Below are 14,440 nucleotides of genomic sequence, written 5' to 3'. Positions count from 1 at the left end.
TCTACATTAATTTGTAACAGTGCAAAGTATTTAATTAATTGGGTGCTTCGGATAATTAATTGATATAACTTGGGTTATTTTTTACTTTCCTGGAATTTAATTTTATCTAAGGTGATCGAGGATGTACACAGCTGATGAAAGAATAGTCATAACCGGTGTGGGATTGACTGCACCTAACGGCAACTCTCTGAAGGAGTTCAGGAGTAACTTGCTAGCCGGAAAGTCAAATATCGAAATGCTCGATATTCGGTATATTGGGGTTGTTCCGGCCGGTGTATGTGATTTTGAAGCCACTCGCTATCAAAGCAAGAAGGACATTAGGAATGGTACCCGCGCCGGCAGCATTGGCGTTTATTGTGCCAACGAGGCGATTAGCGACAGCGGTATTGATTTTGCGACGATGGACAGAGCACGAATTGGCGTCTACGTGGGCATAACAGAGCACGGTAACGTTGAGACAGAGAACGAGATATATAATTTGTCCCGGTTTAACTATGATGTAAAATACTGGGGACACTATCATAACCCACGGACCATAGCCAACAATCCGGCCGGTGAGATTACCATAAATCTGGGGATAACCGGGCCTCATTATACCATCGGCGCTGCCTGTGCGGCTGGTAATGCAGGGTTAATCCAGGCACTTCAAATGTTACGGCTTGGCGAAGTTGACATTGCCATCGCCGGTGGTGTCAGCGAAAGCATAAGGTCTTTTGGCATATTTGCTGGATTTAAGAGTCAAGGTGCGCTGGGTTATAACCAGGATCCGAACCGGGTTAGCCGACCGTTTGACAAGGCAAGAAACGGGATTGTGGTGAGCGAAGGTGGATGCCTATATGTTGTTGAACGGCTGAGGGATGCTCTGTCACGTGGCGCGAAGATCTATGCCGAGATAGTTGGCTATGCGATAAACTCCGATGCCACGGATGCTGTCAAGCCGAATTCGACCAGGCAGGCGGAATGCATTCGTCTTGCTTTAAAAATGGCCAATATGCAGCCCGGTGACGTGAGTATAGTTAGCACCCATGCCACGTCGACAGCCCAGGGAGATATATCTGAGTGCGTTGCGCTACGGGAGGTGTTTACCGTTGGCAATACGTATTTCAATAATACTAAAAGTCTTATAGGTCATGCCATGGGAGCTGCTGGAGCCTTGGAGCTGGCTGGGAATTTGCCATCTTTTGATGATCATTATGTCCATGCGACGATCAATATCGATGACATAGATCCCAGCTGTCGAATCGATAATCTGGTGTGCAACAAGGCAATAAAGCTAGATAACCCGGATGTGATTTTGAACAATTCCTTTGGAATGATGGGTGTAAATTCCGTTGTTATAGCTAAAAAATTTTCAGCCTAGGTCAGTAGACATCACGTTGATAGCGTTTATCTTTGTACATCTGTTTGACGAATCCATCAGGATCGTTGGTATGTTTGCTAAGTATTGTTTTTAGAGTGGCCTCAACATCTTTTGCCATCTTCGAAGCGTCTCCGCATAGGTAAAAATAGGCACCGTTGGTGATCCAGTCGAGTATCAGGTTAGCGTTTTCTAACATCTTATCTTGGACATAGATCTTATGCTCTTGGTCTCTGGAGAATGCCAAATCAAGACGCCACAGGTCTCCCTGATCGACCAGAGAAAGCAGTTCATCTTTGTAATAAAAATTTTCCGTTCGATGTTGTTCTCCGAAAAACAACCAATTGCGCCCGATGGCGTTACCTTTGGCCCGGCGGGTAGCCCTTTCCAGAAGAAATGACATGAAAGGTGCGAGGCCGGTGCCGGGTCCTACCATGATAATGTCAGCGGAGTTTTCCGGTAGGGAAAATTTTGAATTCACTATAAACACCTCGGCCTGTTCTCCAACCTGTAGCTCATTGCACAGATAGGTTGAAGCCACACCACGGCGCTCTTTGTTGTTCTCTACCACATACTTAACAGCCGCGACCAGTAGGTGGATTTTGTCCGGTGTGGCGCTATAGGCAGACGATATGGAGTACAGTCTGGGCGGCATCCTTCCTAATGTATCGGCTAAGTCCTTGGCTGACAATGTGATACTTTCGAATTTTTGTAGTATATCGGCCAGGCCATTGGTCTTCAAGAAAGTCTCAAATTTTTGGCCATCACCGCTGGTTATATCGAAATATTCTTCCAATTCTTTTTCATCTTTGATTTTTTTTGCAAGGCTTTCCCAGAAGCGTTTTGGCAGATGTGTCAGACATAATTTTTCTGTAAGTGCTTTACCGATAGTTAGTCCGGATTCTCCAATTTTTACAATTTCATCGTAATTTAATCCAAGCCTGTTTAATATACTCACCACATCTTTTTCTGGATTTTTTGGCATCACAGCCAGGGCATCGCCGCTTTTATAACTGTGGCCGCCGGAATTTTCGAATACCAGGTGATAGCCAACTTTTTCTGTGTTTGGTCCGCTAAGTCTTTTGCGCTCAATGAGTTTTGCCCTAAATACATTTCTATTATGATTGGCTTGTTCCTGGAGGTTGTTGCCATCCATGGATGGACTACTGCCGGTTGCGACCATGGTGGTTTCCTTGTCCACGACAATTGCAGTTTCTCTGTTGTATGGTTCTATAACTATTTCTTCATCAACGCGTAATGATAAAGTTGTGGTGTCCGATGGGTTAATTAGAGCCAATTGATTGCTATTCTGAACAGACTTTTCTGACTTTTCCGGTTTTTCCGACTTTTCCGATTTTTCTCTTGGCTCTTCCATCTTTGGCAAAGTTTCCAGCTTACCATCTTCATATTCAATTACATAGCCTTCATGGATCAACCAATTTAGATTTTTTGCAATTTCTTCGATGGGGGCACTAATCCCGCTGGTCGGGTTGCGAATCTTCTGTTCCAGTTCGGATATTTTTATACCATTATTTTTTTCTAAAAATTCTATCAGTTGGCGGATTTCATTGGTAAAAACGGAGTTGCTTGGCACAAATTTTCTACGAGCGGCGCAGACGTAGGATATGCCACTTTTCCCATTTTTATATACGGAAAAATGAAAGCTTCTGAATTTGCCACGGAGCCGGTTAGCGGTATCGAGCGGGATCCTTTTTTGCCATAGCCAGGCATAGTCTATCGATTTTTTGAGCAGGCAGCGCTGCATGGTCACTAGTACCGTTCCTGGTATCCTTAGCATTATCGATTCCTTTATCGCTTTGTCTTTAAAATTCTCCAAAAGATACTGCTTAGCCTCGGATATCGATTCAATTTTTGGCAAATCGTCGGTATTTTCTGGCATTTTGGGCTTGTATATTAGGCGCCTAGACATTTGCTCAAGCCATTTCTGGATCTCCGCTTCGTCATGGACGATCTCTATTTTTGACATAAATTTACCAAAAGACATGAATTTTATCTCGGACTCATAGTGTTCTTTGACTATCGCCCTGTATTTGTGGTAGTTAGGTGGAGCCAGCAGCTTCCCGGTAATGCCACATCTGTGGACACTGGTGAAATTACCTTTTGGCTTCTCCACATCGATTTCGGTTATGTCAAAAAATTTGTCCATATGATGTCTAGCTATGTGGAGAACAACATCTTGTTCGGTTTCGAAAGGAACACCATCGGGCAGAGATAGATACAGTGGCTCCAGCTCTCCGTTTGCGTTTGGTTTCTTTTTTATTGTGACGACGAAATTTTCTGGTTTTTCAAGCATCAACCGAGCCACGTTGAACAACTTATAGGTTTTGCAGGAGGTCTGCATCATCGCGACCATGGCTTTAAATGGTTCATCGTTCTGGTAAAAGGCGACGTCGACGATGGGCTCAAAGGGACGCCTTACGGGCCTGAACCTGTTGTGCTGCTGATATTTCCTGTGATTATCAGCCCGAAAGTTGCCCTGGTTACGCCTGGGTGATCTTTGCGGATATTGCCGATACTTTTGGCTGGAATTTTTAATTTCGGGATCGCTCCATTTTACTCCAAACTTGAGATTGGAACCCAACGGAGTATCCTTGCTTTCTGATTTTTCAGCTATTTCAGCTATTTCGGTTATTTCAGCTATGTCATCTGCGCTATTCGGTCTTTCAATTCTGTCCATGGGCCGATGTCTCCTTTCCAACAAAACAAGTTGATAAAATTAATTCCAAAACTATGGCAACTACAATATTTTTATTGCTAACATGATTGAATGTATTTCGCTTGTCGCAGATTTCAGCTCAGGTGGTGGAATGGTAGACACGCATGTTTGAGGTGCATGTGCCGCAAGGTGTAGGGGTTCGAGTCCCCTCTTGAGCACCATCTAAAGCACTATCTAAAAAACAAGGCACCGAATGTCGATGCCTGTATTTTGATATATTTTTTAAATATTAACTACCAACGGCCAGGGTTAATGTTGGAGCTATGGATTTAGATTCTCCTGACTGAAGATTGAATAGGTGATTCAATAACATAAAAGTCGTTTTGGAATTTAAATCGTTGTCGTTTATGTAAAACCATGAACCTCTGTATTTTATCGATACAAACGCTCCCTGAGGTTTTTCCTCCGAAGAATGAACCTTGAGCAGTTCTCCAGATAGATTGTTTGTCCAATCAAAAATATCTCCGGTGTCATCATAGGTCAATGTGACCAGACCGGCATTGATATCATTTTGGGAGACCGTGACGGCATGGGATAGATAAAAAAGCACTTCCATGATCGAACGTGTACGTATGGTCAGGGTATTATCCGAGCTGTCTATAAAATTGTTTCCGAAAGTGAATTCGTCAGTGTCCAGAGACAAATCCAGGAGATTTTTTAGTTCGTATTTTTCCGATGCCAGATAGGGGCTCGATGAAAGTTTAAGAACCAATTCATTGTTTTTCGTTCCTATTTCTATCTCGCCACTGCGGTCGAGCTTGGCCAATAACTCCGTGGTGCGGAAGAAGCTTTCATATTCTGGCTTTGTTTCTGGAGTTGGGCCCGAGGCGGTTGATGCATTATCCAGATCATTGATCCGTTCCACACACAGGTTGAATACCCGGTCTATGGTCCAGCCAGCCTGAACCATGGTGAGTATTATTGATAGTGGGATTGGAGACACAAGATGTTTAACAAATTTTTCGCCCTGAAGGGGAGCATAGGTTATGGTTGGGGTCCTGGTTTCTTCGGTTCCTAAAAGTGGAAAAGCCATGACTGCTGTAGGTCCAGAATTATGCGCATTGACGTTCCATTGGGTTTTCCCAAGTCCCATGGAAACCTTTGCTGACCTGGATTCGGTTATGCCGCTAACTTCTAGAAAATATGGCGTATCGCGGTACTTTAACCTAACAAGGTTAAGCAACATCTGTTCATTTGCAGTTTCAGCCAGCGCATAGTTATATTCCGGCTGGGCTTCTTTAATAGAGTCAGGGCCTGTCGATTGACATCCACTCAATAACGCAACTGCAACTCCAACAATTATCAGATAGTTTTTCATTTCATTTTCACTATAGTATGTAGTGTAAACAACCATTTTATATTATAAGTCAACAAAATTAGCATATAATAACATATCTGATGTTTTCGTGATTTTTGACATTATTTTTCATTGAGTTCTTTGTATTTTGTCAGCACATCTTCGGCCATATCTATCACCGAGTATCGGGCAAAAAGATCGGCTGATTCGGACTCTAGGTTTTCCATGGCTTTGGTTAGCTTTTCTGTATCGGTAACTTCTGGCACATCCATATTATATATATAGATTAGATTGCATAGTTCATCACTCTTTTTATCCTTGACCAGTCTGCCGATATTTCCCTTGGATATATGATCCAAGACCTGTTGTAAGTCACTTCGCTGGAGATCATTTAGCGTTTTGTCTTTATGATCCTGGATCTTTAGCTGTTTTTCGAGTGCGATGGCCTGGAATGTTACATCTTTTTTAAGTGAAGACTCTATCTCTTTAAGTATTTCAGAGCATTTTCTGTCAAATGCCGCCGAAGCTTCTTTTTTTACGTAATCGGCCTGTACCAATGACCTAGCTTCGTCGAATGACATTTTGACCGGATATATTTTTTCTTTTAAAAATAGCACCGCGGCGTTGCCATTGATTGTTTCGTAGGGATCCGAAAAGTACCTGATTTTGTCAAGATCAACTAGGTTTTTTATAGCTTTGGAAGGTAGATTCAGGTCCGTGGGAAGATTATCCAGGTCAAAACAGGGAATTGGTTTTTCGGTTATCCTATTGGCTTTTAAGATATTATGGAACATTTCGCTGTCGTAGGCTATGCCATTTGTATAGAGACCATACACAAAATCTCCGGCGGCTTTTATCGCTAGTTTTTTCAACTGGGATTTTTCGTATTCGTCGATTATTTCTTTTTTCAGAGCCTCCTTATCGTCCTTGAATTTATCAAATTGGGCTTTTTTGTCGCTGTAAAATTTTTTCAGGATGTCTTTTGTGGCCGGAGTCATGGATTCGCGAAACGCATCTTTTTCGAATTCAACATAGGTGGCTATGAATCTTTCTGGAAAATAGTAGCGGCCTGGGTTTTCATCAAAAAACGCCTTTAGCTCTTCTTCAGAAAAATTTGTCGATGGCTCATCCGCATTCAGCTCCACCAGATAAAAGGACCATTTGGTTTCGTTCTGTTTGACCAGTTCCTCTGCCTGTTGTTCCAGGGCAAAACCACAGCCACCGATGGCATTTTCGATGAATTGCAAACGAAAATCATTTTCCATCGTGCGTTTTAATGTTTCGGCATCGTGGTCACGCCTTACCAGAGAACCGATGATTGTGTTGTAGGCCGATGGGCTAAATTTACCGTCTTTATCGATAAACATTTTGTATTTTTCTACAAAATCGTCCAAAATCTTTTTGTCCGGGATTGGTATTTTCATTTTGTTTGCCATGTCTATTTTCACGGCACGCATAAGTGCTTCATCCTGAAGACCACCGAAGTATAACAAATCAAATCGGCCGTTGAGGGTTGCACTCATTCTTGTTTCTTCCAGCAGAGAGTTGATGTCTTTCTGCGAACTTAGGTTATAGCCAAAGAAATTTATGGCCTTAACCCTGCTTCTCCCTATGCCCGGTGAGGAACCCACGGTGAAAACAAAGCTGACGATAATAATAAATAGTAATATCGAAAATAGCCATTTGTGATGTTTTTGCAAAATACGTTCTAGGAAAGAAATCATGAGTTAAAAGTTTTGAAAAATGAAAATAAAATTCCTACGCAAATTACAATAAATTATTACTGATGTATTATAGTTTTTAATATGTCAAAATGTTACAGAACAAAAATGTTCTTGTAAATTTTGGCAAAATCAGAGCCTATAATAGTGAATGGGCGTTTTGAACAATATATTTATTGTGGCGATCATCACCTTAAGTTCGAGAATTTTCGGACTGTGGAGAGATATATTGACGTTTACTGCACTTGGTACCGGCATAGAGAACTCGGCGTTTATTTTTGCATTTACTCTGCCGAATCTTTTTAGACGGCTATTCGGTGAAGGTGCATTGACGTCGGCATTGGTTCCGGTGTTTTCGGATGAGTTTCACAAGAACAGCTTACAGTCAGCTTTCTCTCTTTTGAATAAGACTGTTACCAGGGTAGCGTTAATATTACTAGGGATAGTTGCGTCGGGTATGCTGATTATAGGTGTTTTTTTTGCCCTGGGCCTGGATCAGATTGGCAACAGGTGGCGTTATAGCCTTAACTTTTCGGCGCTATTGTTACCCTATATGATTTTTGTATGTTTGGCTGCGATATTTTCTGCGGTTCTGAATGTGCTTGGCCAGTATTTTCTTTCATCGATGAATGCTATCTGGCTAAATGTGAGCATGATTGTATTTTTCTATATATCCGGTTATTACTGCCAATATGGACTGGTGAGTAGGATTTACTGGCTGTGCGCCGGCGTACTTGCAGGTGGAGTGGTCCAGCTAATGCTGCCGGTGATCCAGCTTTATAAACTTGGCTGGCGTGTAAAATTTGACCTGGGCACGAGCCCTCAATTTCATAGGCTTAAGCAATTATTTATACCCGGCTTCGTCGGGGCATCGATAATGCAGGTAAACATAGCTGTGTCCAGATGGTTAGCCTTTGGGTTATCCAATAGCGCGATGTCCATACTATATTTGGCTAATCGGTTGATGGAATTACCCCTGGGCGTGTTTGTTGTGGCCATTACAACGGTGATGTTTCCTAACATGTCAAAATTTGCATCAAAAAATGATAGGGCCAGATTATCTGCAGCTTTTCAGCGTGGCGCGAACATGATCATTGCTATAGTACTACCGGCTGCCCTAGGGATAATCGTCCTACGAAGTGAGATTTTTATCGTTCTGTTTAAATATGGGAATTTTGGCCTGGACGATATGCTTGATACACTACCTGTGGTATATGTGTTCATGATTGCCATGGTGTTTTATGCACTGTCCACATTTTTTGTTCGAGGCTTCCATGTCATGAAAAATACGAAAATTCCGGTATATATATCCTTGGTTAGTTTTATAGTGAATTTTATTGCGACGTTGATACTTATGAAACCATATGGGGTGAAGGGAGTGGCCATGGCCAACCTGTTATCTGTGGTTGTGCAGACGGTTTTGTTATATCTGTTTCTTATTAGAATAGATCATTTGTTTAGGCTCAAAAATCTGTATGACACGTTATCCACGGTGATTTTTTCCTGCCTAATTATGTCAACCGTTGTGGTGTTTTGCTGTACTTGGTTAAAAAATGCGGTTTGCTCAGAAAAACTATACGGTGTTTTATCCATCCTGGTCGGTGTTCCGGTTGGAGTTGGTTCCTATTTGGTGTCACTCTACTTGCTTGGATTTAAAAAAATCCTAACCAAACCTTGATGCTTTTTGTTTTTTTTGTTTTTTTGTTTTTTCTGTTTCTTTTGTTTTTTCGTTTTTTGATTTTTTGGTTGAAAAGTCAGGTAATTGTAAATGGTTATTGACCAGCATTAGGTTTGGTTAGTATATGCTGAACGGGTTGTGGCGTAGTCTGGTAGCGCACTTGCATGGGGTGCAAGGGGTCGAGAGTTCGAATCTCTCCAGCCCGACCAAAATACTTATTTAATTTAATTGGTGGCTGTTGCCCTGATTAGACAGAAGTATACCTTGTATTCTAGGTTAATCGGAGATCGATGGTTAAGCAGCGCGAGCGCGTTATTAGAATTATTACTAGCTATGTTTGCTCCTATTTTTTTGAAATGCATTGCGGCGGCCTGGGCCGAAGGGAATGATAGTTTGAAGGTTTTTGTCTGGCTGGCTATTATTTCTCCAAAAGATTGGCAAATACCCTCTAACTCCTGCTGGGTCTTGTAGTTAAGTAACGGCGAAGTTTTCCCACTGGTTTCAAATATTTTTGAAAATTCTCTAAAACTACCATCGACCAGGGTTGAGAATGCGAAATATTTTGAGACCTTTAGTATTTTTTGGATGAATTTTTCGAGGTTGTTGAACCATTGGACACAGAGATTTGAAATGGCCAGATCGAAGTTCGTGCCAAACTCCTGGGATTCGGCGTCGCACTCGGTGTATATCACCTTATGGCCCTGGAGCTTACGCCTGGCAATGGCTAGCATTTTTTTGGAAATGTCCAGGACCTGGAGTTTGGCATTGGGAAAATATTTTAGCGTTTCGATGGCTGCGAACCCTGTGCCACAACCAACGTCCAGCACCGAGCGGGTTCCCTGTAAATCTCGAACCATACCAACGAGTTGTATCGCGGTTTCTTTCTGTACAATGGCCTGGGCGTCGTAGTGTTCAGCAGCCAGGTCGAATTTACTGCCGATTAGGTGATTCATGGTCCCGAATGAATTCAATTAGGGTTTTAATGACTTCACTGGCAAGATCATAGCCAAGGGTGTGCCCGGCCAGGTCCAGATATTTTATTGTGACCTGGCTGTGGGATCGAAAATTGTCCTCGATTAATGATTTTGGAACGATCTCATCCTTCGTTCCGCCGATGATGAGCGTTGGCAATTGCCTAGGTAGGAAGGAGTTATATAACATTTGCAGATCCATCGCCAGTCGGTCGGTATCCGGTTTGGATTTGGGAATTATGCCCTGGCCACAGGAATTGTAAAACTGTTCCAGGTGGGCCGTTGGGTTGTCATGAACCGAGCTAACCATACGGTCAAGGTGGGGCTTTCTAAGTCGGCGAAGCTTTTCACCGTTGCCAAGAAAGTTGCAAAAACACTGCAATCCCACTAGGATATCGAAATTTAGTGTTGAGTTGCTTAGCTTTGCAAAACCAAGGGAATGGCCCAGCCCTATATATTTTTCCCTGGGATCCAGGACCAAATTGTCCTTGAAAAACATCCATTTTTGACCATTCAGCCGGTTGATAAAATTTCCCCAATAGCTGTGATCGAAGCCAAAACCATGGGCTAAAATAAACGTGTAGCTGTTCATGAGAAGGCACTTAGTAGTTTTGTGATATCATTTTGGGTATGCCTAGCATTGACGGCGATGCGCAGGCGTGGTTTGGCTACGGTCGGCCTTCGCAGGGCCGATACCAGCAGGCCGTTTTTGCATAGATCTTCTTTCTTTTTCATCACTTCATTCGGGCCGTTGAATAGGACTGGGATTATGTTGGTTCCGTTTCCTAACACATTGTATCCAAGGTCCTTGAGATAATTTTTCAGTCGGGTAGATGTTTCAATCAGTGCCCTCCGTTCTTTTGTCATGGTTTTGGCTATTTTCCAGGCCCGGGCCGCTGCTCCAATGCAAAATGGGGCCAGGGCTGTCGAATAGATGAAGCTCTGACATTTGTTTATTAACATGTTTTTAATCAAAGAATTACAAGCCACATAGGCTCCGGTTGAGCCCAGGGCTTTGCTGAGAGTTCCCAGGATAATCGTTCTGTTTTTATCCAGATCGAAGTCCGTTGATAGGCCATAGCCGTTTTTGCCCTGCAGTCCAATGGCATGGGCTTCATCTAGGTATAAGATGGCGTTATAGTTGCTGGATAGATCAGCCAAAATTTTCAGGTTTGCCCTGTCACCGTCCATGCCAAACACAGTCTCCGATGCGATGATAATCGTTCCGTGGTTATTTATATTTTTTTTCAAAATTTCGCCAAGCATCGTGTAATCTAAGTGGTTGTAGCGTAATAACTTGGCTCCACTAAGCAGGGCACCCTGATATAGGCTCGCATGGTTTAATTTGTCGAAGATGATTAGGCTGGTTTTGTCCGAAATGGCTGGAATAATCCCGATGTTGGCATCAAAGCCGGAATTGAATAGCAGTGCCGTTTCTGTTCCATAGTCTTTGGCTATTTGGGCTTCAAAATCTTCGAATAGATCACTGTTGCCGGACAAAAGCCTCGATCCGGTACTTCCTGAGCCATAGAGTCTTGCTGCTTCATAACCGGCTTCTAAGAGGGCTGGGGAGTTGGCCAGTCCCAGATAGTCATTGCTGGAAAAATCCAGTCCACCCTGGTGCTGTGCTTTGAGCGATCTCAACAGGCCAGATTTTTCTAATTTGGCTAGATAATTTGTGTAATTAGAAACCATCTGGCTGGCTGCATTCATTTCGATCGCAACCCCCACCATGATACAAATTGGGCGAAATTCAAGTAATTTAATGCCTCTGCCTCTTCGCTCTGGCCTTCTATTATATCATGGGAGGTTTTTTGATAGGTTGATCCTGGATTACTGCACTTTTAATGCCAAGATCTTTCTGCGATGCCATGAGTGGTTTTTCCAATTCCTTGAATTTATTTTTTGTTACGCCGGATAGTGGCCTGGTGTCAGTCAGCACTTCATTTTCAAGGTTTCGACGCTTGCCTAGATTAGCCCTGATTTTATGTTGACGCATCTCCTGGTGTACGTTTCGCGAATTGTCCATGTCGGCGACCTTGGCTTCTTTGGTCGTTGTTATTCCAAGCGATGTTTGGGCCAATGCACCGATTTTGCGGGCTTCGTTATCGCTGGGATCAGCTCCTCCAAGGAGTAGACTGAAATCGAACTGCAAGAATGTCATTAGAGCGGACATTAACGATGATCTAACTCGTTCTGCAGAAGCGCTTTCATTCCTATGGGATTGTTTAACATCGGATGCACTTCCGGTTACATCGACGTCATCCGGGATGCCATCCTTGTCGCTATCTACGGCTGGTTGGTTATCAGTGTCTTTTGCGTCAATATAATTCGGGACACCATCATGGTCATCGTCGTTGACATCTATTTTGTGCTCATTTCCCTGGTGCTGGACCAGACCCACGGAGCTGATGCTTGGCGGATCGTCTGTTACCCTAAGACCGGCTAGGTTCACACCCATTGGTGCATCCGTAAGTGATTCTGTGCCAATGCTAAGCTCGCCGACTGTCGAAATCGTTGGATTTTCTATCTTGGTCTCCTGATTTACCGCATCGAGATAGTCGTTTATTATACTTATCCTATCGGTATTACTGGAAGAATGGACTGTGAGGTCGTCACTCATCTCACACTATCGTAAGCAGTTGGGTTATGTTATCTGAATGTTCAAATGATTGTTGTGGATCGGACTGGACGAAATTTTCTATTTTTTTCAATATTTTTGGTACCGTTGTGAAAAAATTGCAAATCACGTTTGATAGCAGATTTGCATTGAGAATTTCAGTGGATATGCTATAGGAAAGCACGATTTTGTTTGTATGCGCATCCAGGCCGATGGTGCACTGATTTGTCTCTAGTCCATGGAGGTTCAGCTTCAGGAGATATTCCAGCGCATCGGCCTTGTTGGTCTGTGGTAGATCACCAATCGGCGAATATATATGCAGCAGAGCGGCGGTGCGGGAAAGTTCAATAATGTATTCGGTCTCAAATTGATCTTGCTTTATGATGCAAAGGCCATCGTCCCTTAGTTTTAAATTAAGTCCTAGGGATCTACCGACTTCGCCAAGCATTCCATTGATAAAAGCTCTATTTTCCATAGCCATATCCTCTTGGAATATATTGTAAAAAATATGGTGAAAGATTCAATCTAAAAACATCGTCAGACTAGAATCATTGCTCCAAGTGACAGAAACACAAATATGCCGAAGGAGTCCGTAATGGTTGTGAGCATAATGTAGGAGCTACTGGCCGGATCAAATTGGAGTTTTCTCAGCACAATGGGTATAATTGTGCCACAGAGGCCGGCCATTATCATGTTCAATACTATTGATATGAATATGACACAGGCAAATAGGCAACTGTGCCTACATATCAATGATATAACTGCTGCAGCCGATCCAACCACCAGGCCGTTTATGAAGCCTTTAATGACTTCCCTCAGGCAAACTTTTTTAGCATCTCCGATGTGGAAATCTCCTAGGGCAAAGCCTCTTATGGCGATTGCCAATGTTTGGGCTCCGGAATTTCCACCGAGGACTGAGGTGAGGTTCATGAATGCTGCCAGGGCTGTCATCTCCCGTATCTGGGTTGAAAATGTGGATATTATTTTTGTAGAAATCATTGCCGTGAAAAGGTTTATGATTAACCATGGTATGCGTCTATTGGCGCTATAGCTGATGGAATCATTTATGGTCTCATCGGAACCAGCACCATGGAATTTCTGTATGTCTGACGTGGCGGCTTCCTGGAGTATATTTATGACGTCATCGTGGGTAATGATTCCCAACAATCTGCCCTGGCCGTCGATGACTGGTAATGTTTGCAGGCCGGATTCGGTCATTATTTGTGCGACTTTTTTGTCTTCGGTCTGATAATTACAGGCATGGCTAATGTCTGTGTCCATAATGTCGGCCACCTTTTGATCCGAATTGGCCCATATTAGATTCCTTACGGATGTGGTGCCAACCAATTTCCGTTGATGGTCGATAACATATAGAGTATCAGTATTTTCCGTTTCATTTTTTTCTTTTTTGATATGCTGTATGGCCTCGTCGACGATCATCGACACCCGTAGGGTTGTTACATAGGGAGTCATGACGCCACCGGCCGTATTGGGATCATATTTGAGCAGGTTCCGTATGGTGGCACCGATTTCTTTTGGCAGTTTTGTTATAAGCCTTTCCCTGTCTCTGACTTCGAGATTTAAAAATAGATCAACTGCATCATCTGGTGCCAGTTTTTCGATGATTTTGACGGCCCGGAAATCTCTCATGGTTCTTACTATTTCGGCCGAATCGTCCGGTGCCATGGATGCCAGGGCTGCCGATGCAATGGTTGATGACAGTTTTTGTATTATAAACTGCTGTTCCGTTGGTTGTAGGCGTTCAAGGAATTTACCCACATCAGCCGGTGGCGTATTTGAAAGTTTCCTAACGTCTATTGAATCGATGCCAATCTCGAGCAACTGCAGAAGTTCTTCGAAATCATATTGATCAGGGTTTTTCTGGTTATAGTCTTGAGTTGTTTCGGCCATTTTATAAGTAGACTTCTGAATTAAAAATAATACAAATATTATATTTATTGCACAACAAAAATTGTGGATTCTGCGATACCAAAATGAATACTATATAATTTTTTACTTTACGCCTAGGGTGGGATTAATATTGGCACATTTAGCTAAC

11 protein-coding genes and 2 tRNA genes are annotated in these 14,440 nt (G+C 42.9%); 4 read left to right on the top strand and 9 right to left on the bottom strand.

Translation table 11 applies throughout. The features are described 5' to 3' along the window. Positions 1 to 121 precede the first annotated feature (121 nt). The gene (locus LBB20_01300; GenBank protein MDR2735463.1) at positions 122 to 1,360 is read left to right on the top strand and encodes a beta-ketoacyl-[acyl-carrier-protein] synthase family protein; all 1,239 of its coding nucleotides are present in this window, start codon (positions 122 to 124) and stop codon (positions 1,358 to 1,360) included. A gap of 1 nt (position 1,361) precedes the next feature. Here the strand turns inward: LBB20_01300 and LBB20_01295 are convergent, their stop codons facing one another. Further along, positions 1,362 to 4,055: a hypothetical protein gene (locus LBB20_01295; protein ID MDR2735462.1), complete on the bottom strand. Its 2,694-nt coding sequence runs from the start codon at positions 4,053 to 4,055 to the stop codon at positions 1,362 to 1,364. Between the two features lie 116 nt (positions 4,056 to 4,171). Here LBB20_01295 and LBB20_01290 point away from each other — a divergent pair. Then, positions 4,172 to 4,255, top strand: a tRNA-Leu gene (locus LBB20_01290). A 68-nt stretch (positions 4,256 to 4,323) separates the two neighbouring features. Here the strand turns inward: LBB20_01290 and LBB20_01285 are convergent. Beyond that, the gene (locus LBB20_01285) at positions 4,324 to 5,448 is read right to left on the bottom strand and encodes a hypothetical protein (GenBank protein ID MDR2735461.1); all 1,125 of its coding nucleotides are present in this window, start codon (positions 5,446 to 5,448) and stop codon (positions 4,324 to 4,326) included. A gap of 65 nt (positions 5,449 to 5,513) precedes the next feature. Further along, positions 5,514 to 7,115, bottom strand: coding sequence for a SurA N-terminal domain-containing protein (locus LBB20_01280; GenBank protein ID MDR2735460.1), 1,602 nt, complete (start codon positions 7,113 to 7,115; stop codon positions 5,514 to 5,516). Positions 7,116 to 7,263: 148 nt separating this feature from the next. On the opposite strand from LBB20_01280, the gene murJ reads away from it, so the two are divergent. Continuing rightward, complete coding sequence (murJ, locus tag LBB20_01275; GenBank protein MDR2735459.1) at positions 7,264 to 8,790, top strand: murein biosynthesis integral membrane protein MurJ; 1,527 nt, start codon at positions 7,264 to 7,266, stop codon at positions 8,788 to 8,790. A 132-nt stretch (positions 8,791 to 8,922) separates the two neighbouring features. Continuing rightward, positions 8,923 to 8,999: transfer RNA gene (locus LBB20_01270), tRNA-Pro, on the top strand. Positions 9,000 to 9,014: 15 nt separating this feature from the next. Here LBB20_01270 and LBB20_01265 read toward each other — a convergent pair. From LBB20_01265 to mgtE, 6 genes are all read right to left on the bottom strand, one after another. Then, positions 9,015 to 9,743 (bottom strand): methyltransferase domain-containing protein, encoded by a 729-nt coding sequence (locus LBB20_01265; GenBank protein MDR2735458.1) that lies wholly within the window; start codon positions 9,741 to 9,743, stop codon positions 9,015 to 9,017. Further along, positions 9,721 to 10,353, bottom strand: a complete 633-nt coding sequence (locus LBB20_01260) for an alpha/beta hydrolase (GenBank protein ID MDR2735457.1) — start codon at positions 10,351 to 10,353, stop codon at positions 9,721 to 9,723. The genes LBB20_01265 and LBB20_01260 overlap by 23 nt, the downstream gene beginning before the upstream one ends. Then, positions 10,350 to 11,495: an 8-amino-7-oxononanoate synthase gene (locus LBB20_01255; GenBank protein ID MDR2735456.1), complete on the bottom strand. Its 1,146-nt coding sequence runs from the start codon at positions 11,493 to 11,495 to the stop codon at positions 10,350 to 10,352. Before LBB20_01255 ends, LBB20_01260 begins: the two co-directional genes overlap by 4 nt. Before the next feature lie 61 nt (positions 11,496 to 11,556). Next, positions 11,557 to 12,384 (bottom strand): hypothetical protein, encoded by an 828-nt coding sequence (locus LBB20_01250; protein ID MDR2735455.1) that lies wholly within the window; start codon positions 12,382 to 12,384, stop codon positions 11,557 to 11,559. 1 nt (position 12,385) lies between these two features. Then, positions 12,386 to 12,856, bottom strand: a complete 471-nt coding sequence (locus tag LBB20_01245) for a type III secretion system chaperone (GenBank protein ID MDR2735454.1) — start codon at positions 12,854 to 12,856, stop codon at positions 12,386 to 12,388. A gap of 62 nt (positions 12,857 to 12,918) precedes the next feature. Further along, positions 12,919 to 14,292: a magnesium transporter gene (gene mgtE / locus LBB20_01240; GenBank protein ID MDR2735453.1), complete on the bottom strand. Its 1,374-nt coding sequence runs from the start codon at positions 14,290 to 14,292 to the stop codon at positions 12,919 to 12,921. Positions 14,293 to 14,440 lie beyond the last annotated feature (148 nt).

Source organism: Puniceicoccales bacterium (assembly GCA_031283585.1).
In the GTDB taxonomy this organism is placed as follows: domain Bacteria; phylum Verrucomicrobiota; class Verrucomicrobiia; order Opitutales; family LL51; genus JAIRTH01.
This window is presented reverse-complemented; position numbering and strand designations above follow the sequence as displayed.

What these genes read in the sequence shown, in the direction of transcription:
- LBB20_01285 (MDR2735461.1), bottom strand. Translation starts at nt 5,448, where the DNA reads ATGGTTGTTTACACTACATACTATAGTGAAAATGAAATGAAAAACTAT.
- mgtE (MDR2735453.1), bottom strand. Translation starts at nt 14,292, where the DNA reads ATGGCCGAAACAACTCAAGACTATAACCAGAAAAACCCTGATCAATAT.
- LBB20_01255 (MDR2735456.1), bottom strand. Translation starts at nt 11,495, where the DNA reads ATGGTGGGGGTTGCGATCGAAATGAATGCAGCCAGCCAGATGGTTTCT.
- LBB20_01245 (MDR2735454.1), bottom strand. Translation starts at nt 12,856, where the DNA reads ATGGAAAATAGAGCTTTTATCAATGGAATGCTTGGCGAAGTCGGTAGA.
- LBB20_01250 (MDR2735455.1), bottom strand. Translation starts at nt 12,384, where the DNA reads ATGAGTGACGACCTCACAGTCCATTCTTCCAGTAATACCGATAGGATA.
- LBB20_01300 (MDR2735463.1), top strand. Translation starts at nt 122, where the DNA reads ATGTACACAGCTGATGAAAGAATAGTCATAACCGGTGTGGGATTGACT.
- murJ (MDR2735459.1), top strand. Translation starts at nt 7,264, where the DNA reads ATGGGCGTTTTGAACAATATATTTATTGTGGCGATCATCACCTTAAGT.
- LBB20_01260 (MDR2735457.1), bottom strand. Translation starts at nt 10,353, where the DNA reads ATGAACAGCTACACGTTTATTTTAGCCCATGGTTTTGGCTTCGATCAC.
- LBB20_01280 (MDR2735460.1), bottom strand. Translation starts at nt 7,115, where the DNA reads ATGATTTCTTTCCTAGAACGTATTTTGCAAAAACATCACAAATGGCTA.
- LBB20_01295 (MDR2735462.1), bottom strand. Translation starts at nt 4,055, where the DNA reads ATGGACAGAATTGAAAGACCGAATAGCGCAGATGACATAGCTGAAATA.
- LBB20_01265 (MDR2735458.1), bottom strand. Translation starts at nt 9,743, where the DNA reads ATGAATCACCTAATCGGCAGTAAATTCGACCTGGCTGCTGAACACTAC.